The following is an 18,416-nucleotide window of genomic DNA, read 5'->3' as shown; positions in this document are numbered from 1 at the left end:
GATCTACCAACACCACCTCCGCGCCAGTGCTAGCTTTTCGTACCGTCACTTATTGCACTGAAAACGAGGAGACCCCATAAAGCTATTTCAGGGATGTTGTACTAGGTATGCGCCTGGAGATCGCTGTTCCGGTCCGGCTCTGTCCCCACTGCGAGTGCGCGATGGAGTGCGTCAACGAAGACAGGCAGGCGGGACCTGATCACGCAGATGGAGCGCATCCCAGTCAACGGCGGCATGCGGCGCGTCGTGAACGTGCTCGTCGACGCCGGCGCCAAGGACCTCGACTTTGTCGATCCGCCGGAAGAGAAGAGCGCGGAGACGGCTCCGGCCATCCGCGCCCAAGTGGAAACGAAGAAATTCGCCGGTGGTGTGGAGATCTTCTATGACCGGGCCGCCGACACGTACGGCATCCGGCTCACCCCGGCACAGCCGGGCAAAGACGGCCTCCTCATGACCGACATCTACTTCGACGAGTTGGGCGACGCATTGCAAGTTTGCATCGATGATGAGTCGTGGATGGGGTGATCTCGGTTTCGGTGCAAATCGTAGCGGTTTGAATCTAGGGTAAACCCTGCCTGCTGGCAGCGAAGCACTCGCCCGTTCGTTACCTCGCCGCAAACGCCGCATTGATTTGCCGTGCCCGCCTGCTCGACCGCCGCAACAAAGCTCAGGTGGAAACTCGACACTGCGTTTCTCCGTCAGCGCCGGGCGGCGCGGGCGCAAGGATCATGACAGGGGACTGGCGTCCGCGAAACACTGACCATGAAGTCGCAAAAAACCAAGGGTTTACCCTGGATTCAAACCGCTACGATTTGCACCGAAACCGAGATCACCCCTGCCCGCACCACGAACATGGCGAGATCGTCGATGCGCTGGAGGCGCGCGATGCCGATCGCGCCGGCGCGCTGATGGTGGAGCACCTCACGCATGTGGAGAATGCGCTGCGCCTGGAAATGCCGGCCGGCGAGGAGATCGACTTCGAAGCGGTCTTCGCCTGAGCTGGCGGCCGTTTCAGGATGCTATGAAATATATAGCGCCTAACGCCCTGTTCATATGGACTCGAGGCCTGTTTTTCTTTTGAAATCAGTCTTTGACGGCTGGTTGATCGTTGGCAGGTGACGAGCGGCGGGTTGTCCAGCTACAAGCACCAACTCCGCGGCGCTGCGTGTCAGGCCACGGCGCGGCACTCGGTCTTCGAGCGGCTCCAGTCGGTCACCGGGCCGTCGAGGTCGACGCCCCGGCGCGTGGCGGTCATCTCGGCGACGATGCTCATCGCGATTTCGGGCGGCGTGAGTCCTCCGAGGTTCAGGCCCACTGGACCCCGCAGCCGCGCCGCCTCCTCGGGGCTGACGTCGAACTGCAGCAGGCGTTCGCGCCGCGCGTCGTTGTTGCGCCGGGAGCCGAGCGCACCGACATAGAACGCCGGCGTGCGCAGCGCCTCCATCAGCGCCAGGTCGTCGAGCTTGGGGTCGTGCGTGACGGCCACGACCGCGCTGTTGGCGTCGAGGTTCATCGCGAGCGCCAGGTCGTCGGGCATCGCCCGGGACAGCGTCACACCTTCCATCGCTTCCCACCCCTCGTGGTATTCCTGGCGCGGATCGCAGACGGTGACTCGGTAGTCGAGCATCACCGCCATCGCGGCAAGATAGCGCGACAGCTGCCCGCCGCCGACGATCAGCAGGCGCAGGCGCGGACCATGCACCGTGTGCAGCACCGCGCCGTCGAAACGCACCGCGTCGCCGTCACCGGCATCGCCGAGGCTGACCAGGCCGGTGGCCAGCTCGAGGCGGCGCTGCACCAGCCGGTGCGACTCGATCGCCATCAGCAGCTCGCGCAGCTGCGACTGCACCGAAAGCGGCTCCAGCACCACCTGCACGGTGCCGCCGCAGGGCAGGCCGAAGCGCCGGGCCTGCTCGGCCGTCGCGCCGTAGGTGGTGACCTGCGGCAGGCGGGCAGCGAGTTCCCCCCGCTGCACGCGGCCGATCAGGTCGTCCTCGATGCAGCCCCCTGACACCGAACCGGCCACCTGACCATCGTCGCGGATGATCATCAACGAGCCGGGCGGGCGCGGCGCCGAGCCCCAGGTGCGCACCACAGTGCCCAGCGTCACGCGGTGGCCGCAGTCGAGCCAGTCCATAGCGGTGCGGATCACTTCCACGTCCATGCAGTTCATCGTCCAAACTCCTTCGTGTCCATCGTCGTGTTATGGCGCAGCGCGGGCGCCAAGAGCAGCCCCAGCAGTCCGAGCAGCGCCAGGCCGGCGTGCGCTGACGTCAACGCGGCGGGCCCCGCGGCACCGATGCCTGCGCCCAACGCCAGCACCGCGCTGCCGGCCAGCGCCACCGCCGCCAGCTGATGGCCCATGCCCGCGCCCCACGGCTTCGACGGCGCGGCCGGCACCGGCGTGCGGGCTACCATCGGTCCGGCCCAGGCCACGCCCCAGGCCAACGCATGCCAAAGCGATGCCGCCATCAGACCTTGCACGCCGGGCCAGGCGACCAACAGCAGCGCGCCCACGGCCAGCAGCAGCGCTACCCACCGGCGCAGCTGCGACGCAGAGACGGAAGGCAACGCACGCTGCAGCAGGGCCGGTGGCAGCAGCATCGCCGCCAGGTGCAGCCCCGTCACCATGGGCGCCGACCAGCCTGCTGCGCTGCACCAGTCAGCCATGGCCGGCAGGGCCGTCATCATCGGCAACATCGTCAGCGACGCGGCATGCAAGGGCCAGTCGGCCATGTTGCGCCAGCGCACGAGCGCAGGAACGGGCAGCGAACAATCGAAGAGACCGGCGCGACAACCCAGGGCGTGGCCGACGCCGCGCGGAACCAGCAGCGCCAGGGCCACTGCCGTCGCCAGCAATGCGACGGACAGTGCCACGGTGTGCGTGGGCAGTGCCGGCAGATCGCCGGCGACGCCCCACGCCAACGAACCGCCCAGCAACGCCGGCACCAGCGGTGCCGGTGGCAAACGCGGCAGGGCGGTGCGCAGCGAACGCACGCAACGCGACGCGGCCACCAGCAGCACGGACCACCCCAACGCCGCCAACGCCAGCGCCGGGGCACCGCGGTCCGCCCAATGCAAGGCCAGCACGGTGAGGCCGCCCGCGCCCATCAGCACTGCGGCCAGCACCCCACGCGACAGCGGCCAGAAGGCCGTGCCGACCAGCAGCGCTCCGGTGCACGCGAGCCACAAGGCCAGCGGCGCGTAGCCGGAGACGAGCAACAGGGCGTGCTGACGGCCCAGCGCCCCCAGCACGAGCCAGCCCGAAAGCAGCAGCGACCAGGCCAGCGTGCGCGCGATCCACAGACGCAGCGCGGCGCCTGGCGTTGCCCCCGGTGAGGGGGGTGGCGCAGCGACACGAAGTGCGCGAAGCCTGGGGGTGAGTTTCATCCTAGGCGGCGCTGTAGCGGTGCAAGCGGTCGCTGCCGCTCGCGGCATGCACGCTGGCGTTGAACGAGACGATCACGCGGTCGAGCTCGCCGTCATAAGGCAGCGCCTGATGCGCCAGCCACGACGGGAACAGCACCAACTGCCCCGGCACAGGTTCGACATCTATGTGCGGCGGCTGAAGGTAGGCATTGCCGAGATCGACATGCGCGCCGCCCAATTGCACAAACGGCGGGCCGTAGAACCGTGTCACGCCGTTGGCCGCGCCGTACACCGGATGCGCCGTGCGCCGCGCGGCCGGGTCGACCTGCACACAGTAGACGCCCGACCAGGAGCAATTGCCATGCGTGTGCACATCGTGAAAAGCGCCGCGGTTGGCGGTCTGGAACCACATCCCTTCGATCGCCACCTGCAGGTCCACGCCTTCAGCCGGCCACGCGCCGTGGTTGGCCCGCGATGCGGTGTCGCGCAGGCTCTCGACGATAAAACGAACCAAGCCTTCCCATTCGGGCAGCTGTACGCGCTGCAGCAGGTCGTCGTCGCTGGCGAAAAAGGCGCCCGGGGTTTGATGGCGCGCATGCGACTGCGTCGCGCGCAGCGCACCGAACACCCGCACCAGCAACGGGTTCAGCGCCTCGGCATGCGCGTAGCGGTGCAGACCCATCGGCGTGGGCCACAATGCAAGAAAACCCGGCGTGAGCGACATGCGAAGCGCCGTCCTACGACGTTGCCATGAGCGAGGAAGGCCAGCGCAGCGCGTGGCCGGTGTCGCGCTCGAAGCGCTCGATGTCATCGAGCGTGTCGAGATCGACGAGAAAGCGCCGATTGTCGGTGACGAAGGGCGCCACCGCCTCCGGGTGCGCCGCCCGCCACTGCCGGCAGCCGACGTTGGCGTCGCCCTGCAGGATCTGCTCGCGCACGTCGGCGCTGAAGATCACCGGATTGCCCGGCTCGCCGTGCACCTGCGGCACCACGACCGAGATGCCCTCGGAGCGCTTTTTGTAGGCACCGATCAGCGCACCGATGTCCTGCGCATTGATCAGCGGCTGGTCGGCCAGCGCCACCAGCACTGCATCGAGCTTGCCGGTCAGCGCCTGCAGGCCTATGCGCAGCGACGAGACTTGGCCATCGTCGGGCTGCGGGTTGCGCACCAGCGTGACCGGGAAGTCCTGCACCACCGGCTCGATGTGTTCGGCGTGGTGGCCGAGCACCACGACGACCTCGTCGACGCCAGCGCCGGACAGAGCGATCAACTGGCGGCGGATCAGCGGCACGCCACCGAGTTCGAGCAGCGCCTTCGGTCGTCCGCCCATCCGCGAGCCGGCTCCCGCGGCCAGCAGCACGGCGCCTACGACCAGGCGGCTGTGCAGCCCACCACCACCTTTGAGAATGCAGCCCATGCTCAGCCTCCGCAGCACGATTTCGGCGCCTCGCCGCCCGCCGTCGGCGCAGCCAGCGGCGCCTCGCCGCCCGCCGTCGGCGCAGCCAGTGGCGCCGTGGCGGTGGCCGGCGTCGCTGCCACCTTGGCAGGTTCACCACCGCCGCAGCACGACCCCGCGATCGGCGGCAGATCGGGCAACGGCAGCACCGGCTTCGCAGTGGCCGTGCTCTGGGGCGCGCGGCGCGCTGCGACCGACGGCGGCGTCGTGGGGGTGGAGTCCGCAGTGGCTGAGCTTGCCGTCACCACGGCGTCGGCTGGTGCGCTGCTACCCTGTGCAGCACTGCGCCGCGCCGCCACCACGGCCGCCAGCACCGACAGCGCGATCTCCTCGGGCGTCTGCGCGCCGATCGGCTGGCCCGCCGGAGAGATGATGGCGCGCACCGCATCCGCATCCTGACCGGCTTCGATGAGCGACTCGCGCAGCACTTGCGCCTTGCGGGCGCTGGCCACGAACGAGACTTGGCGCGCGCGCAGCGCCAGCGCAGCACGCAGGCCCTGCACGTCGCGCCGACCCTGGGTGGCCACCACGACGAAGCTGCCCGGTGCCACCTGGGCGGCCACGGTACCGGCGTCGTCGCTCGCGATCACCTGCCCGGCGTCCGGGAAGCGCTGCACATCGGCGCCGTGGGCGATCACCGTCACCTGCAGTCCCACGCGCGGCGCGAGCCCGGCCAGCGCCACCGCGACCGGCGAATCGCCGATCACGGTGAGCCGGGCGCGCGGCAGCATCGGGTCGATGAACAGCTCGAGCGTGCCGCCGGAGTGGCAGGCCATGCCGAACTCGAGCACGTCACCCAACACCTCATGCACATCGCGCACCTCGCCCTCTTCGGCCGGCGCGATGCGGATCAGCCGCGCGCGCCCGTCGATCAGCGCCTGCCGCACCGTGCGCAGCACCGTAGGCTGGGCACAGCCGCCCCCGATCCAGCCGTGCACGATGCCGTCAGCGGTGACCACCGCCTTGTCGCCCGGCCTTGCAGATGTGGGGGCCTGCGCGCGCACCACACTCACCAGCGCATAGGGCTGGTCCTGCTGCTGCAGGCGCTGGGCTGCGGCGACCAGGTCGAGCGACGAGGGGCTCATGGGGGGTTCTCCTTCAGTACAACACATCGGCCGCCTGCGCAAGGTCGCGCAAGCTGTTCAGCCGAACAAAACGTTCGATCAGCCCGGTGCAGGGCTGCATCGCCTGCGAGGCCGGCGGCAGCGCCGTCGGGTGAAACCAGGTGATGCGGGCGCCCCGCGCGCGCACGCGCGCGAGTTCCTCGGCCAGGCGATGCGGTTCGTCGGCATCGAAGCCATCGGACAGCACCCACACGCGCGCGCTGCGGCCGAGCTGTGCGCGAGCATGCACGCCGACGAAATCGGCCATGCTGGTGGCGATGCGCGTGCCGCCGCCGAAACCGGCGGTGACGGCGTTGACCTTCTCCTGCACCGCCGCCGAGTCGCGCTGCAGTAGCGGTGTGATTTCGGCCAGCCGGGTGTGGAAGACAAACACGCGTGCGTCCACCGCGCCGACGAAGGCGCGGGCGATGCGCAGGAAGAGTTGCGCATGCGTCTCCATCGAGCGGCTGACATCGACCAGGATGAACAGACGCGGGCGCTCGCGCCGCGGCTGGCGCCAGGCCGGCGCCAGTGGCAGGCCGCCGGTCTTCAGGCTGGCGCGCAGCGTGCGGCGCACATCGAGCCGGCGCCCGCGCGGGTCGTCGTGCCAGCGCCGGGTGAGGCGCTGTCGCAGTCGCTGCGCAATGCGCTCGGCGATACGTTCGAGCTGCGCCAAGTCCTGTGGCAACCATTGCGACAGGCTGCGGTCGTGCAATGCGTCGGTGCGGCTGGCGCCGCCTTGCGCTTGCGGCGTGCCGGCCTCTTCGGCGGGCGCCAGCGTTGCATCGAGCGCCGTGTCCCCCAGCCGGCGCGACGCCTGGTCAGGCGGCGTGCCGGCCATCGCCTCTTGCAGCGACTGCACCATCTGGCGCAGGTCGCGCGACGGGCGGGTCTGCCCGCTCACCCGCACGGTGCCTTTCACGCGCTGAGGGTGCCAGTAGCGCTCGAACAGTTCAGGCCAGCGCCGCCAGTCGCGTACGTCGTGGCAGGCGATCGAGCGCCAGGCGGCGTTGAGCCGCGCTGCACGATTCATCGGAACGCGCAGTGCCGCCTGCACCATGGCCTGCTGCTCGGCCACCCCGACCTTCAGCCCGTGGTCGCGCAGCAGCGCGGCAAACCCGGCGATGGCTTCGAGCGGACGCGGCACCATGGCAGAGGGCCTGTTATGCCTCAAGCCGGGCAGGGGCCTTCTCGGCCACGCCAACGCTGCGCCGTCCTTCGACCAGCTGGCGCACGCGCTCGGGCCCGATCTGGAAACGGTCGTCGCGCGTCTTCAGCAGGCATCCCAGCGTGGCCAACAGCAGCTGCGGATCATCGGGCAGCGCCTTCATCTCAAACTTGTGCAGCGCGCGGATCCAGTCCAGTGTTTCGGCGATGCCCGGCGTCTTGCCGAGATCCTCGCGGCGCAGCCGGTGCACAAAGGTCACGGCCTGCTCGACCAGGGCGCTCTCGGCCTCGGGCAGTGTGGCGCGCACGATGGCCACCTCGCGCGCGAGGGTCGGATAGTCGAGGTAGTGGTACAGGCAGCGGCGGCGCAGCGCGTCGGACAGCTCGCGCGTGCCGTTGCTGGTGAGCAGCACCTGCGGTACATGGCGCGCCGTGAGCGTGCCGAGCTCCGGCACGGTGATCTGGTAATCGGCCAGGACCTCGAGCAGGAAGGCCTCGAAGGCCTCGTCGGCGCGATCGACCTCGTCGATCAGCAGGACACAGGGTTCGGGGCTGGCGATGGCCTGCAGCAGCGGCCGCTCGAGCAGGTACTCGCGGGCGAACAGGTCGCTCTCGTGCACCGTGTTGGGCTGCGTTTCATGCAGGCGGATCGCCAGCAACTGGCGGCCGTAGTTCCACTCGTAGGCCGCCTGCGACAGGTCGATGCCCTCGTGGCACTGCAGTCGGATCATCCGCCGTCCCTGCGAGCGCGCCAGCGCGCTGGCCAGCGCGGTCTTGCCCACGCCCGCATCGCCCTCGACCAGAAGTGGCCGCGACAGCTCGCCCGCGAGCCACAGCGTGGTGGCCAGCGCCTCGTCGCAGATGTAGCCGACCTGCTGGAGCCGTTCGCGAAGCGTCTGGTCGTTCATGGCGGTCCGCGCCCTCAGGCGTGCTTGCGGGACAGGCCGGCGAACCAGCCCTTGATGAGACCCCACAGGATGGCCAGCGCGTTGAGTTCCTTCGCCACGGGCGGCGGCGCGGCGCCTTGGGCGACCTCGCCGCCAGGCGTGGCAGCCGTCGCAGCGCGGAAGTTGTCGGCGAACTGGCCCAGGATCATGTCGGACACCGACACCATCATGCGGCCGCCGAACTGGGCGAACTTGCCGCTGACGATGACGGCGGCCTGGCCCACCAGCACCGAGCGCTGCGGGTCATCGTCGGCCGGCACCACGGTCGCGGTGAGGTCCATCGACGCCGTCGAGCCACCGCTGTCGGCGCCCTTGCCGAACAGCACGACCCGGCGCTGCGTCTCGTCCAGGCCGCGCACCTCGATGTCGCCGCCGAACGCCGCCACCGCAGGGCCGACCTTGACCTTGACCGCTCCCTTGTATTGGGTCTCAGACAGCTGCTCGGTGATCTCAGCACCGGGCATGCAGCCGGCCACCGCGCGCACGTCGCGCAGCACAGCCCAGGCGCGCGCGGCATCGACGTCCAGGGGGTAGCGCTTCTCGAGTTTGACTTCCATTTCGATCTCCTAAGGTTCTTTCCCGGCGGCTCAGAGCGCCACGCCACTGCTCTTCAGTTGCTGCCACACGCGCCAGGCGTTGTGCGGCATTTGCATGTGCGTCACGCCGAGGTGCGCAAAAGCGTCCACCACCGCCGCGGTGAAGGTCGGAATCGAACCGACATGCGGTGATTCGGCGACACCCTTGGCGCCGAGCGGATGATGCGGCGACGGCGTGACGGTGTGGTCGGTCTCCCACTTCGGTGTTTCCACCGCGGTCGGCAGGAAGTAATCCATCAGCGAGTTGCCGAGCAGGTTGCCCTGCGCGTCGAACGGCATCTGCTGGCCCATCGCCACCGCGTAGCCCTCGGTCAGACCGCCGTGGATCTGGCCCTCGATGATCATCGGATTGATGCGAGTGCCGCAGTCGTCGAGCGCGTAGAAACGCCGCACCTTGGTCTCTCCGGTCGCGCGGTCGATGTCGACCACGCACAGGTAGATCCCAAACGGGAAGGTGAAGTTCGGCGGGTCGTAGTAATGCACTGCCTCGAGCCCCGGCTCCAGCCCCGCGGGCGGCGCGTTGTAGGCCGTCCACGCGATGTCCTTCATGGTCTTGAAGCGGCTGTCGTCGCCCTTGACCTTGAAGCGGTCGATCTCCCAGTCGAGGTCGCCCTCGCCGATTTCGAGCAGGTGCGCCGCGATTTTCCTGGCCTTCGCGTGGATCTTGCGCGCGGCCATCGCGATGGCCGCTCCGGCCACCGGTGTCGAGCGCGAACCGTAGGTGCCCAGGCCGTAGGGCGCGGTGCTGGTGTCGCCCTCCTCGACCTGGATCACCTCGGACGGGATGCCGAGTTCGGTGGCAATGATCTGCGCATAGGTGGTCTGGTGGCCCTGGCCTTGGGTGATGGTGCCCATGCGCGCGATCGCGCTGCCTGTGGGGTGAACGCGGATCTCGCAGGAATCAAACATGCCCACGCCGAGGATGTCGCATATCTTGCTCGGGCCGGCACCCACCACCTCGGTGAAGGTGACCAGTCCGATGCCCATCAAGGTGGGGCTGTTGGGGTCGGCGCGCTTGGCGGCCTGCTCGGCGCGCAAGGCCTTGTAGTCCACCGCGTCGAGCACCTTCTGCAGCGCGGGGTGATAGTCGCCCGAGTCGTACTCGAAGCCGAACGGGGACTTGTAGGGAAACTGCTCCTTGCGGATGAAGTTCTTGGCGCGGATCTCGGCCTTGTCCATGCCGAGCTTTTGCGCCAGCACGTCGACCATGCGCTCGATCAGGTACACCGCCTCGGTCACGCGGAACGAGCAGCGGTAGGCCACGCCGCCCGCCGCCTTGTTGGTGTAGACGCCCTTCACGTTCGCGTAGGCCGCAGGGATGTCGTACGAGCCCGAGCAGATGTGGAACATCCCGGCCGGAAACTTGCTCGGGTCGGCGCAGGCGTCGAACGCACCATGGTCGGCAATCACGTTCACGCGCAGGCCGGTGATCTTGCCGTCGGCGGTGGCGGCGAGCTCGCCGTCCATGTGGTAGTCGCGGGCGAAGCCGGTGGAGGAGATGTTCTCGATGCGGTCCTCGACCCACTTGACCGGCCGGCCTAGCACGATCGAGGCCACGATCGCGCAGACATAGCCGGGATAGATCGGGACCTTGTTGCCGAAGCCGCCGCCGATGTCGGGCGAGACGATGCGCACCTTCGATTCCGGGATGCCCGACAGCATTGACACCACGGTGCGCACCACGTGCGGCGCCTGCGATGTGATGTAGGTGGTGAGGTCGCCGCGCACGGGGTCGAACGATGCGACGCAGCCACAGGTCTCCAGCGGGCAGGGGTGCACGCGTTGGTAGACCAGGTGCTCCTTCACCGTGACCGGCGCGGCGGCGAACGCAGCGTCGGCAGCCGCCTTGTCGCCGGCTTCCCAGGTGAAGATGTGGTTGTGGTGGTCGCGCTTGCCGTGCGCGCCCTCGGTCTTGCCGGCAAGGTCGTCACGCAGCACCGGGGCATCGGGCTTGAGCGCCTCGTACGGATCGACCACCACGGGCAGTTCGTCGTACTCGACTACCACCGCCTCCACCGCGTCGGCGGCGATGTAGCGGTCATCGGCGACCACGATCGCGACCTCCTGCATCTGGAAGTGCACTTTCTCGTCGGCCAGCACGGCGGCGACGTCGCCGGCCAGCGTCGGCATCCAGTGCAGCTTGAGCGGCTTCAGGTCGTCGGCGGTGAGCACGGCGTGCACGCCGGGGATCGCCAGCGCCGCGCTCTTGTCGATCTTCTTGATGCGCGCATGGGCCACCGGCGAGCGCACGATGTCCATGTACAGCATGCCGGGCAGCTTGATGTCGTCGACATAGTTTCCCTTGCCTTGTATGAAGCGGGCGTCTTCCTTGCGAAGTCGCGATTCGCCGATACCGGCCAGGGCCACTGCACGGTCCACGGGTGCATTCATGGGTTCGTCTCCTTGTGTTGATCAGTGCTCAGGCGATCGCGGCCTGCGGCTCGCGCAGCTTGGCGGCGGCGTAGAGCACGGCCTTGATGATGTTCTGGTAGCCGGTGCAGCGGCACAGGTTGCCGCTCATGCCCATGCGGACTTCCTCCTCTGTGGGATTCGGATTTTCCTGCAGGAAGCGGTAAGCGCGCATCAGCATGCCGGGCGTGCAGAAGCCGCATTGCAGGCCATGCTCCTTGTAAAAGCCCTCCTGGACTGCATGCAGCACGCCACCTTGCGCCAGGCCTTCGACGGTGAGCACCTCGCTGCCGTCGCACTGCACTGCCAGCTCCGTGCAGGATTTGATGGACTGGCCGTCCACGTCCACCGTACAGGCGCCGCAATGGCTGGTATCGCAGCCGATGTGCGCGCCGGTGAGGTGGAGTTCTTCGCGCAGGAAGTGCACGAGCAGGGTGCGCGCCTCGACCGCCTTCTCGTAGCTGCGGCCGTTGACCTTGACGGTGATAAGTTTCTTGGGCATTGCGGTGTCTCCGTTGTAGTGGTGTCGAGCCTGCGGGTCAGCTGCAGCGCGATGCGGCCTTGCGCAGCGCGCGCTTGACCATCTGGCCGGCCATGGCGGTCTTGTATGCGGCGTCGCCGCGCAGGTCTTCGGCCGGATCGCAGATCGCCATGGCGGCCTGCGCCGCGGCTTCGATCGCCGCATCGTCGAGCACCCGGCCTGTCAGCGCCTTCTCGGCGTCGGCAGCGCGCAGCGTGGTGGGTGCCACGTTGGTCAGGGCAATGCGCACGCTGTCGACCTTGCCACTGCTCATGCGCATGACCACGGCCGCGCCGGCGGTCGCGAAGTCACCGGTCTTGCGCTTGAGCTTCTCGTAGGCCCAGCCGGTGCCCTTGGCCAATGGGGCCACGCGGATCTCGCACAGGATCTCGTCTTCCGCCAGGTCGGTCATGTAGGTGCCGTGGAAAAAGCCGTCGGCCTTGACCGTGCGACGCCCGCTGGGGCCTTGCAGCACGAAGCTTGCATCGAGCGCGATCGAGATCGCCGGGTGGTCGTTGCCCGGGTCGCCGTGCGCAATGTCGCCGCCGATGGTCCCGCGGTTGCGCACCTGCGGGTCGGCGATCAGTTGCGCCGCTTCGGGCAGCAGGGGCACGTGCTCGCGCAGCAGCTTTGAGCTGATGAGCTCGTTCTCGACCGTCATCGCGCCGATCACGATCTCGCCCCCCTCTTGGCGGATGCCGCGCAGCTCGGGAACGCGAGTGATATCGATCAGGTGCAGCGGCTGCGCAAAGCGCAGCTTCATCATCGGCAGCAGGCTGTGCCCGCCGGCCAGCAACTTGGCGTCGCCGCCGAGCTTGCCGAGCAGCGAAAGGGTTTCACCGACGGTTTGCGGCGCGTGGTATTCGAAAGCCGGTGGGATCACTTGGTTGTCTCCTTTGTGGCCTGGCTGGCCGATTTGAGTCCAAAGTGTAGGAGCGGCCTTGAACCGTGGGGGCCTGCATCAATCAACAGCCCCAGACCGCGCACGAACAGCCGTTTGGTTGCACGAACGGCACGGCTTCCCCGGATGGCCCGCCAGGGCGTCCCGCTCGACATGGCATCGCGACCAGCTTCCCCGACATATACCGGCCCAGGCCGGGTGTCCAGCGCCGTGTCGCCTGAACAGCGGCGTCAGCCGCGTCAAGCCATGCCCCGCCAGCGTCAAGCCCGCTGTCGGCGCCTCGTTTCGGTCTGAGCCCGCTTCGGGTCTGCTCAGGCGCTGCCAGCGTTCTGCAGCGCGCGGATGCGGGCGGGCAGGGCGCGAGCCTCGGCGTCATCGATGACGGCGCGAAGGCTGCCATCCAGCGCGCCCCGCAACAGGCGCCAAAGCGTGTGCGCATGTGGCATGACGGAGCCAAAAAACAGCGCATCGTCTCCGCGCGCGATCAGCAACGTCGGAAAGCTCTCGACCTCGATCGAGCGGACGACCTCGTCATGGTCCTCGATGTCAACCCAGGTGAAGGACAGCAGGCCGGTGTCGAAGCGGCGCACCACCGGATCGAACACGGCGCGGTAGTCGCGGCAGGTGCCGCACCACTGTGCGCACAGGCAGGCCACGAGAACAGAGGGGGCGCAACCATGGGCGTCGGTGATCACCTTGTCTCCTGTGCGGCCTGGCTGGCCGCTTTGAATCCAAAGTGTAGAAACTTCCCTGCGCCCTGCGGCCCCGCATCAATCAACCGCCACAGAGCGCGCACGAACGGCCGTCTGCTTGCACGAGCAGCATGGCTGCCTCAGAGAGTTCGCGGGGCCGCCTGCAGGAGGTCAGGGTTTCGACGGGGTTACACCAGCCAGGCCGAGTTGCTGCAACAGCGCGGGTGCACTGGAGCGCGACACCGGAATTTCGACCGGTGCCGGTCCTATCATGCGAAGCGTCACCCGCCCCTCGCTACGAACGATTTCATCCACATGCGACAGATTGACGATATAGCTGCGATGGATTCGCAGGAACTGGCTCGGGTCGAGGCGGCTTTCCAGATCGCCGATGTTGATGTTGCAAAACTGACTGCCCTGGCCGGTGTGCACCCACGTGTAGTGCCCCTCGGACCGGATGTACGATACCTCCGGCACGTCCACCAGCAGCACGCGGTTTTGCCGAATGGTCGGGATCTTGCGAAGCAGGCGTTTGCCGGTGCCGGCACCTTCGCCTGCGCCGCGCGCCGATCCGCGATCGCTTTCCTGGCTGATCACCTCGGTGATGTCGTAGAACACCAGCGAGTAGCCGGTCGTGGCACCGTGTTCGTCACTGAGCTTTGACACCTTGATCAGCAGCACCCGATCGGGAAAGTTGATCATCATCGTCATGGGCGGCGCATTGTTCACCGGACATTCGGCCTGACCCAGAAGAAATTCCACTTTGGCCCGGGATACTTCCGGGTGGAACGAGGTCAAGAGTTTGCCGAAAGGCATTTTTTCGTCGACCGGCAGACTGCGCCGCGCGAAGTCATTCATGCCGACCACCCGCATTTCGCGATCGAGTTGGATGACGCCGATGTCGAAGCGTTCGAGCAGGTAGAGCCACGAGCCCGACGACGAGGGCCGCGCTTCAGCATGAGGGCAGGCGGGTTCCATAAATGCGTCCTTCAGTGCTCCGGTTGCCCTTGGACCTGGAACGAGTTCGTTCGTGCGTCCAGATGGGCATTCATGCAAGATCGATGTAACTTCGTGTACTCGTCTCCCCCTGCGTGGCAGCAGCGGATATCTTTACAAGTTTGCCCATGAAAAAATGGTTTCATAACATGGTAGCACGATGCGCCTCGGCAGTCCCGTCGCGTTCATTGGGCGGGGCCACCGGGTCGACCCGCGAGCCATTTTGTGCTGTCCCTGCGCGCTGCCAGGCCTCGTCGTGAGCCACCATCCGACTTCATTGGCACGCGGCATCGGTGCTGCACCGGCCACACCAGTGATGCTGATGTTGATCTCAGGGGCGGGGGGAGCGGTGGGGTGTGCGCCGCAACTGCTTGTCGATATGACGCTGTCCGTGCTCGACAAGAAACCGTTCGAACGCCGCCGCCACCTGAGCCAGTTGTGTCGAGGCCAGGTGCATCACGAACCACTCGCGTTCGACGGGGTTGCCCGCCAGTGGCAGCAGTTTCAACAGGCCGGCATCCAGCTCGAGGCCACAAGTGTGCAAAGACAGGAATGCCACCCCGAAACCGGCGGCGCACATCTGTTTGATGGCCTCGTTGCTCGACAGTTCCGAGCCGATGCGCAAGGGAATGCCTTCGTCCTTGAACAGTCGCTCCAGGGTCGTGCGCGTACCCGAACCGCGCTCACGCACCAGCAGGTTCGCGCCAACAAGGTCTGTCAGTGTGAGCTTTCGCTGCGACATCAGCGGGTGCTTGGGCGTCGCAATGAAGGCCATGGGGTGTTTCGCAAACGCGGTAGAGACCGTTTTCAGCTCGCCGGGTGGCCGCCCCATGATGGCGATGTCGACCTCGTGGCCGGCGAGCATGCGCACGATCTCGGCGCGATTGCCGACCTGCAGCTTGACCTTCACGTTCGGGTGTTCCGAAGGTCACCAGCAGCGGCGGAAGCAGGTACTCGGCTGTGGTTACTGCGCCGACCCGCAACGCCAGTCGGATTCAGCGGCTCTTGTTCGCCACATCGATCGGGCGGAGCTTTTCGATCATTCGCACCAGCTCCGGCAGCGATCGGGCCTTCATCTTCTCCATGATGTTGTGGCGATGGACCTTGATCGTGATCTCCGTGATGCCGAGTTCGGCGGCGGCCTGCTTGTTGAGCATGCCGCGGACGATCAGGACGATCACCTCCCGCTCGCGCGCTGTTAGCGTGTCGTATCTGGCCTGGATATCGGCCAGCTCTGTGCGCTGTTGCCGGGCCGCCTCGTCTCGCTCGAGCGACTGCGCGATGGCGTCGAGCAGGTCCTGATCGCGAAAGGGCTTCGGCAGGAATTCGACCGCCCCGGCTTTCATCGCGCGAACGGTCATCGGGATGTCACCGTGGCCGGTGATGAAAATGATGGGGATCCGATGGCCCGCGTCGGCGAGTTCGCGCTGAAGCTCGAGTCCGCTCAGGCCGGGCATCCGCACGTCGAGCACCAGGGGGTGATCTCGGTTTCGGTGCAAATCGTAGCGGTTTGAATCTAGGGTAAACCCTGCCTGCTGGCAGCGAAGCACTCGCCCGTTCGTTACCTCGCCGCAAACGCCGCATTGATTTGCCGTGCCCGCCTGCTCGACCGCCGCAACAAAGCTCAGGTGGAAACTCGACACTGCGTTTCTCCGTCAGCGCCGGGCGGCGCGGGCGCAAGGATCATGACAGGGGACTGGCGTCCGCGAAACACTGACCATGAAGTCGCAAAAAACCAAGGGTTTACCCTGGATTCAAACCGCTACGATTTGCACCGAAACCGAGATCACCCCTGGATGCAGGCCAAGGTCACCGTCCAGAAGCCGGCGCGCAAGGTGAAGGTCCCGGCCATCGCCTGACCGAACCAGAACCTCAAAGCCCCGACAGCACTCAGCTGCCGGGGCTTTTTTCTTTTGGCTGTCACAAAACTGTGTTGGTAAGATGCCGGCCCAAACGTTGGGAAGGGCGCCTCGCACGATGGGCGGACACAGCACCGGTGCGTCCGGCAGCCCCTTAGTAGCCGGGTCGGCCGAAACCGGCCGCCCTTAGCCGCTCCGCAACCACAACCTCGGCGATCTCTACGGCGGCGGCCACGTGCTCGCGCGTCACGATAGCGTCTGCTGCGACCATGCCCGATACGATGGCCTGCGCCACCGCACCTCCCGCCTTTCCCGTGAGGTAATCGGCCGCGCCGGCGCCAGCCTTCGGAGACAGTTCGCGGGCGCGCTGCGCCAACTGCTCGTTGCCCGCAGCCCGCGCGACAAGGAATGCAGCGCTCGCAAGCGCCTTCACGCGCGCAGCCTCCGCCTTCACCGCCGCGGTTGCGGCGTAGGGCAGATACCCCGCAAGCGCGGCGAGATGGGTGGGCGTGAACAGAGTCAGTTCCCTCCCGAGTTCTATCCCAGAGCTCCCAAAGCTACTGACGACGACCCCATTCCCCCGACGCACTCGGCACTGCGCTTCAGCCTCCTGGGCAGCCGCGCGATCACGCCAGACAAGCACAGGAACTTCCCGGGTCGGATGCGAGGACCAGCGCCCCGTGACGTTCAGCATTCGCGGCAGTCCCGAGTTGTGGATCAGTCGTTCTCGTTCTGTCCCCCTATGCGCCGCATGAATCAGAACGAACCAGAGCACAGGCGCGGCTTCCTGGAACTGAATGGTCGGCATGAGCACAGGCCTATTTGATGAGCGTGAGGTGGTCCCGGCGGCGCGGCTTCTGAGAGCCAAGCGGCGCTGGCGGCACCGTTATAGTCGAAAGTCCTTCGTCGTAGTGAAGCTCGTCGCGTCCGTAGCTCGAACTGACCGCCTCGAGCACCAACATCAACCCGGCCAACACCATCAACCCGATGATTACGGCCAGGCCAACCACATGGGAAGGGCTTAGGCGCAGGAAACCCATGCTGCTCGCTGCGCAGATCGCAAGAATTGACAGCACACCGAACCCACATGCAGCGGCCAATACCCATCGAACCCCCCGGCTAGTTTTAGCAGTTATAGAGGGGGCCATCGGAACAGGACTCCTGCTTCGCCAAATCTCTTTTTGCATGCCCACCGATCCTCTCTGAAACATCCAGTTGAGACAACGATATAGCTTACTTGGCCCAGGCCTGGGCGCACCAATGGCCAATTGAAAGTATGCAGCCAGTTGCGCGCGGGATCCCAGAGCGGTAACGCTGTTCGAGTAGAGGAGGGCGCTTTCCTGTATCGTTAATCTCCTGATTTCCATGAGGGTTCCTCCATGTGCTACTCCGCTCAGATTTGGGCCGACTACCGAAAGTACGTGAAGGCGTACGGAGCGATCCTGGACATCAAAGAATTCGTGAAGTTCGTCTGGACACTTCCCGTTGACCCGAAGGTCAAAGTGCCGAAGGCCATGTGCGATGCCTTCACGAGCTCCGACGACGATGACGTGCAGGAGATCCGTGCCCTCATCCGGAAATTCAACACTCGGCAGCAGGCCCAGCTGGAGCAGGAGCTTTTCAAACAGCGCCGGCGTCTTGCCGACGCTGAACGCAAACTCGCGGAAAAGACCACCAAGGCGGCCGCTGAGAGCAAGCGGATCGCCACCGACAAGGTCGATCGGGCGCTCGAGCGTATCGCGGACCTGAAGCGCACCGAGCCGCAGGAGCGAGACGCGCGGATCTTCCCGCAGTGGTACGCGCCGGTGCTGGTGATGGAAAACGGCCAGCTGGTGGTGAAACCGATGCGCTACCAGTGCCGACCCGCCGGTAAGCCTGCCTTCTATGACACGAAGTACCCGGGCACCTACAACGCGCGCCGTGACAACCTCAAAGGGTTCTGGAAGGGCCTGTACGGCTACTCTCACGGCATCGTCGTGATGAACTCGTTCTTTGAGAACGTTAACCGGCACCGCGCCGAAGGCCGCGAGCTCGCCGACGGGGAAGCGCCCTCGAACGTGGTGCTGGAGTTCAAGCCACGGCCGCAACAGGACATGCTGGTGGCCTGCCTCTGGTCGCGGTGGACGGGCGCGGGCCAACCTGACCTCCTGTCCTTCGCCGCCATCACCGACGAGCCGCCCCCGGAGGTGTCGGCTGCCGGCCACGACCGATGCCCCGTGCCCATCAAACCGGAGAACCTGCGGGCTTGGCTGAGCCCGGTCGCGTCCGACTTGGCCTCGCTGGACGCAATCCTGGAAGACCGTGCTCGGCCGTACTACGAGCACCGCTGGCTGAAGGCGGCGTAGCACCACAGCGGCTCGGACGAACGCCCAAGAACCCTGCCGGCTGCCGGGCTCCTGA

General features: G+C 66.7%; 19 protein-coding genes and 1 pseudogene. 3 read left to right on the top strand and 17 right to left on the bottom strand.

From position 1 onward, the window contains the following. Nucleotides 1–207: 207 nt before the first annotated feature. Both AC1Q5S_RS10130 and AC1Q5S_RS10125 read left to right on the top strand, forming a co-directional pair. On the top strand, nucleotides 208–525 hold the full coding sequence (locus AC1Q5S_RS10130; RefSeq protein WP_492238809.1) for a hypothetical protein: 318 nt from the start codon (nucleotides 208–210) through the stop codon (nucleotides 523–525). A 101-nt stretch (nucleotides 526–626) separates the two neighbouring features. Next, a complete protein-coding gene (locus tag AC1Q5S_RS10125) occupies nucleotides 627–998 on the top strand; it encodes an FCD domain-containing protein (RefSeq protein ID WP_492238808.1) in 372 nt (123 codons plus the stop codon). 170 nt (nucleotides 999–1,168) lie between these two features. Here the strand turns inward: AC1Q5S_RS10125 and AC1Q5S_RS10120 are convergent, their stop codons facing one another. From AC1Q5S_RS10120 to AC1Q5S_RS10040, 17 genes and pseudogenes are all read right to left on the bottom strand, one after another. Beyond that, nucleotides 1,169–2,173 (bottom strand): XdhC family protein, encoded by a 1,005-nt coding sequence (locus AC1Q5S_RS10120; protein ID WP_492238807.1) that lies wholly within the window; start codon nucleotides 2,171–2,173, stop codon nucleotides 1,169–1,171. Beyond that, a complete protein-coding gene (locus AC1Q5S_RS10115) occupies nucleotides 2,170–3,390 on the bottom strand; it encodes a hypothetical protein (protein ID WP_492238806.1) in 1,221 nt (406 codons plus the stop codon). Before AC1Q5S_RS10115 ends, AC1Q5S_RS10120 begins: the two co-directional genes overlap by 4 nt. Before the next feature lies 1 nt (nucleotide 3,391). After that, the gene (locus AC1Q5S_RS10110) at nucleotides 3,392–4,093 is read right to left on the bottom strand and encodes a putative 2OG-Fe(II) oxygenase (protein ID WP_492238805.1); all 702 of its coding nucleotides are present in this window, start codon (nucleotides 4,091–4,093) and stop codon (nucleotides 3,392–3,394) included. A gap of 13 nt (nucleotides 4,094–4,106) precedes the next feature. After that, the gene (locus tag AC1Q5S_RS10105) at nucleotides 4,107–4,787 is read right to left on the bottom strand and encodes a nucleotidyltransferase family protein (RefSeq protein ID WP_492238804.1); all 681 of its coding nucleotides are present in this window, start codon (nucleotides 4,785–4,787) and stop codon (nucleotides 4,107–4,109) included. A 2-nt stretch (nucleotides 4,788–4,789) separates the two neighbouring features. Then, nucleotides 4,790–5,938 carry an XdhC family protein gene (locus AC1Q5S_RS10100; protein WP_492238803.1) on the bottom strand — a complete coding sequence of 383 codons (1,149 nt, stop codon included), beginning with the start codon at nucleotides 5,936–5,938 and terminating at the stop codon, nucleotides 4,790–4,792. After that, complete coding sequence (locus AC1Q5S_RS10095; protein ID WP_492238802.1) at nucleotides 5,925–7,079, bottom strand: vWA domain-containing protein; 1,155 nt, start codon at nucleotides 7,077–7,079, stop codon at nucleotides 5,925–5,927. The genes AC1Q5S_RS10100 and AC1Q5S_RS10095 overlap by 14 nt, the downstream gene beginning before the upstream one ends. Before the next feature lie 13 nt (nucleotides 7,080–7,092). After that, nucleotides 7,093–8,004: an AAA family ATPase gene (locus tag AC1Q5S_RS10090; protein WP_492238801.1), complete on the bottom strand. Its 912-nt coding sequence runs from the start codon at nucleotides 8,002–8,004 to the stop codon at nucleotides 7,093–7,095. Between the two features lie 14 nt (nucleotides 8,005–8,018). Then, nucleotides 8,019–8,600: an SRPBCC family protein gene (locus tag AC1Q5S_RS10085; RefSeq protein WP_492238800.1), complete on the bottom strand. Its 582-nt coding sequence runs from the start codon at nucleotides 8,598–8,600 to the stop codon at nucleotides 8,019–8,021. A gap of 30 nt (nucleotides 8,601–8,630) precedes the next feature. Further along, nucleotides 8,631–11,030, bottom strand: a complete 2,400-nt coding sequence (locus tag AC1Q5S_RS10080; protein ID WP_492238799.1) for an aerobic carbon-monoxide dehydrogenase large subunit — start codon at nucleotides 11,028–11,030, stop codon at nucleotides 8,631–8,633. A 28-nt stretch (nucleotides 11,031–11,058) separates the two neighbouring features. Then, nucleotides 11,059–11,550, bottom strand: a complete 492-nt coding sequence (locus AC1Q5S_RS10075; RefSeq protein WP_492238798.1) for a (2Fe-2S)-binding protein — start codon at nucleotides 11,548–11,550, stop codon at nucleotides 11,059–11,061. Nucleotides 11,551–11,587: 37 nt separating this feature from the next. Next, a complete protein-coding gene (locus tag AC1Q5S_RS10070) occupies nucleotides 11,588–12,451 on the bottom strand; it encodes an FAD binding domain-containing protein (RefSeq protein ID WP_492238797.1) in 864 nt (287 codons plus the stop codon). Between the two features lie 329 nt (nucleotides 12,452–12,780). Next, nucleotides 12,781–13,164 carry a thioredoxin family protein gene (locus AC1Q5S_RS10065; RefSeq protein WP_492238796.1) on the bottom strand — a complete coding sequence of 128 codons (384 nt, stop codon included), beginning with the start codon at nucleotides 13,162–13,164 and terminating at the stop codon, nucleotides 12,781–12,783. Nucleotides 13,165–13,332: 168 nt separating this feature from the next. Continuing rightward, nucleotides 13,333–14,139, bottom strand: coding sequence for a LytTR family DNA-binding domain-containing protein (locus AC1Q5S_RS10060; RefSeq protein ID WP_492238795.1), 807 nt, complete (start codon nucleotides 14,137–14,139; stop codon nucleotides 13,333–13,335). Nucleotides 14,140–14,488: 349 nt separating this feature from the next. Further along, nucleotides 14,489–15,140: pseudogene (locus AC1Q5S_RS10055) on the bottom strand (LysR substrate-binding domain-containing protein); the annotation flags it as partial. Between the two features lie 12 nt (nucleotides 15,141–15,152). After that, nucleotides 15,153–15,800, bottom strand: a complete 648-nt coding sequence (locus AC1Q5S_RS10050) for a response regulator transcription factor (protein WP_492238794.1) — start codon at nucleotides 15,798–15,800, stop codon at nucleotides 15,153–15,155. A gap of 370 nt (nucleotides 15,801–16,170) precedes the next feature. Further along, a complete protein-coding gene (locus tag AC1Q5S_RS10045) occupies nucleotides 16,171–16,824 on the bottom strand; it encodes a hypothetical protein (RefSeq protein WP_492238793.1) in 654 nt (217 codons plus the stop codon). 10 nt (nucleotides 16,825–16,834) lie between these two features. Further along, nucleotides 16,835–17,056, bottom strand: a complete 222-nt coding sequence (locus tag AC1Q5S_RS10040; protein ID WP_492238792.1) for a hypothetical protein — start codon at nucleotides 17,054–17,056, stop codon at nucleotides 16,835–16,837. A gap of 339 nt (nucleotides 17,057–17,395) precedes the next feature. On the opposite strand from AC1Q5S_RS10040, the gene AC1Q5S_RS10035 reads away from it, so the two are divergent. Further along, on the top strand, nucleotides 17,396–18,361 hold the full coding sequence (locus AC1Q5S_RS10035) for an SOS response-associated peptidase family protein (RefSeq protein ID WP_492238791.1): 966 nt from the start codon (nucleotides 17,396–17,398) through the stop codon (nucleotides 18,359–18,361). Nucleotides 18,362–18,416: the final 55 nt, after the last annotated feature.

The sequence above is a fragment of the Acidovorax sp. GW835-FHT14B10 genome (genome assembly GCF_058793725.1).
Note: the sequence above shows the minus strand (reverse complement) of the source record. Positions and strands in the feature narration are given on the sequence as shown.

What these genes read in the sequence shown, in the direction of transcription:
- AC1Q5S_RS10130 (WP_492238809.1), top strand. Translation starts at nt 208, where the DNA reads ATGGAGCGCATCCCAGTCAACGGCGGCATGCGGCGCGTCGTGAACGTG.
- AC1Q5S_RS10120 (WP_492238807.1), bottom strand. Translation starts at nt 2,173, where the DNA reads ATGAACTGCATGGACGTGGAAGTGATCCGCACCGCTATGGACTGGCTC.
- AC1Q5S_RS10115 (WP_492238806.1), bottom strand. Translation starts at nt 3,390, where the DNA reads ATGAAACTCACCCCCAGGCTTCGCGCACTTCGTGTCGCTGCGCCACCC.
- AC1Q5S_RS10110 (WP_492238805.1), bottom strand. Translation starts at nt 4,093, where the DNA reads ATGTCGCTCACGCCGGGTTTTCTTGCATTGTGGCCCACGCCGATGGGT.
- AC1Q5S_RS10105 (WP_492238804.1), bottom strand. Translation starts at nt 4,787, where the DNA reads ATGGGCTGCATTCTCAAAGGTGGTGGTGGGCTGCACAGCCGCCTGGTC.
- AC1Q5S_RS10100 (WP_492238803.1), bottom strand. Translation starts at nt 5,938, where the DNA reads ATGTGTTGTACTGAAGGAGAACCCCCCATGAGCCCCTCGTCGCTCGAC.
- AC1Q5S_RS10095 (WP_492238802.1), bottom strand. Translation starts at nt 7,079, where the DNA reads ATGGTGCCGCGTCCGCTCGAAGCCATCGCCGGGTTTGCCGCGCTGCTG.
- AC1Q5S_RS10090 (WP_492238801.1), bottom strand. Translation starts at nt 8,004, where the DNA reads ATGAACGACCAGACGCTTCGCGAACGGCTCCAGCAGGTCGGCTACATC.
- AC1Q5S_RS10085 (WP_492238800.1), bottom strand. Translation starts at nt 8,600, where the DNA reads ATGGAAGTCAAACTCGAGAAGCGCTACCCCCTGGACGTCGATGCCGCG.
- AC1Q5S_RS10080 (WP_492238799.1), bottom strand. Translation starts at nt 11,030, where the DNA reads ATGAATGCACCCGTGGACCGTGCAGTGGCCCTGGCCGGTATCGGCGAA.
- AC1Q5S_RS10075 (WP_492238798.1), bottom strand. Translation starts at nt 11,550, where the DNA reads ATGCCCAAGAAACTTATCACCGTCAAGGTCAACGGCCGCAGCTACGAG.
- AC1Q5S_RS10060 (WP_492238795.1), bottom strand. Translation starts at nt 14,139, where the DNA reads ATGGAACCCGCCTGCCCTCATGCTGAAGCGCGGCCCTCGTCGTCGGGC.
- AC1Q5S_RS10045 (WP_492238793.1), bottom strand. Translation starts at nt 16,824, where the DNA reads ATGCCGACCATTCAGTTCCAGGAAGCCGCGCCTGTGCTCTGGTTCGTT.
- AC1Q5S_RS10040 (WP_492238792.1), bottom strand. Translation starts at nt 17,056, where the DNA reads ATGGGTTTCCTGCGCCTAAGCCCTTCCCATGTGGTTGGCCTGGCCGTA.
- AC1Q5S_RS10035 (WP_492238791.1), top strand. Translation starts at nt 17,396, where the DNA reads ATGTGCTACTCCGCTCAGATTTGGGCCGACTACCGAAAGTACGTGAAG.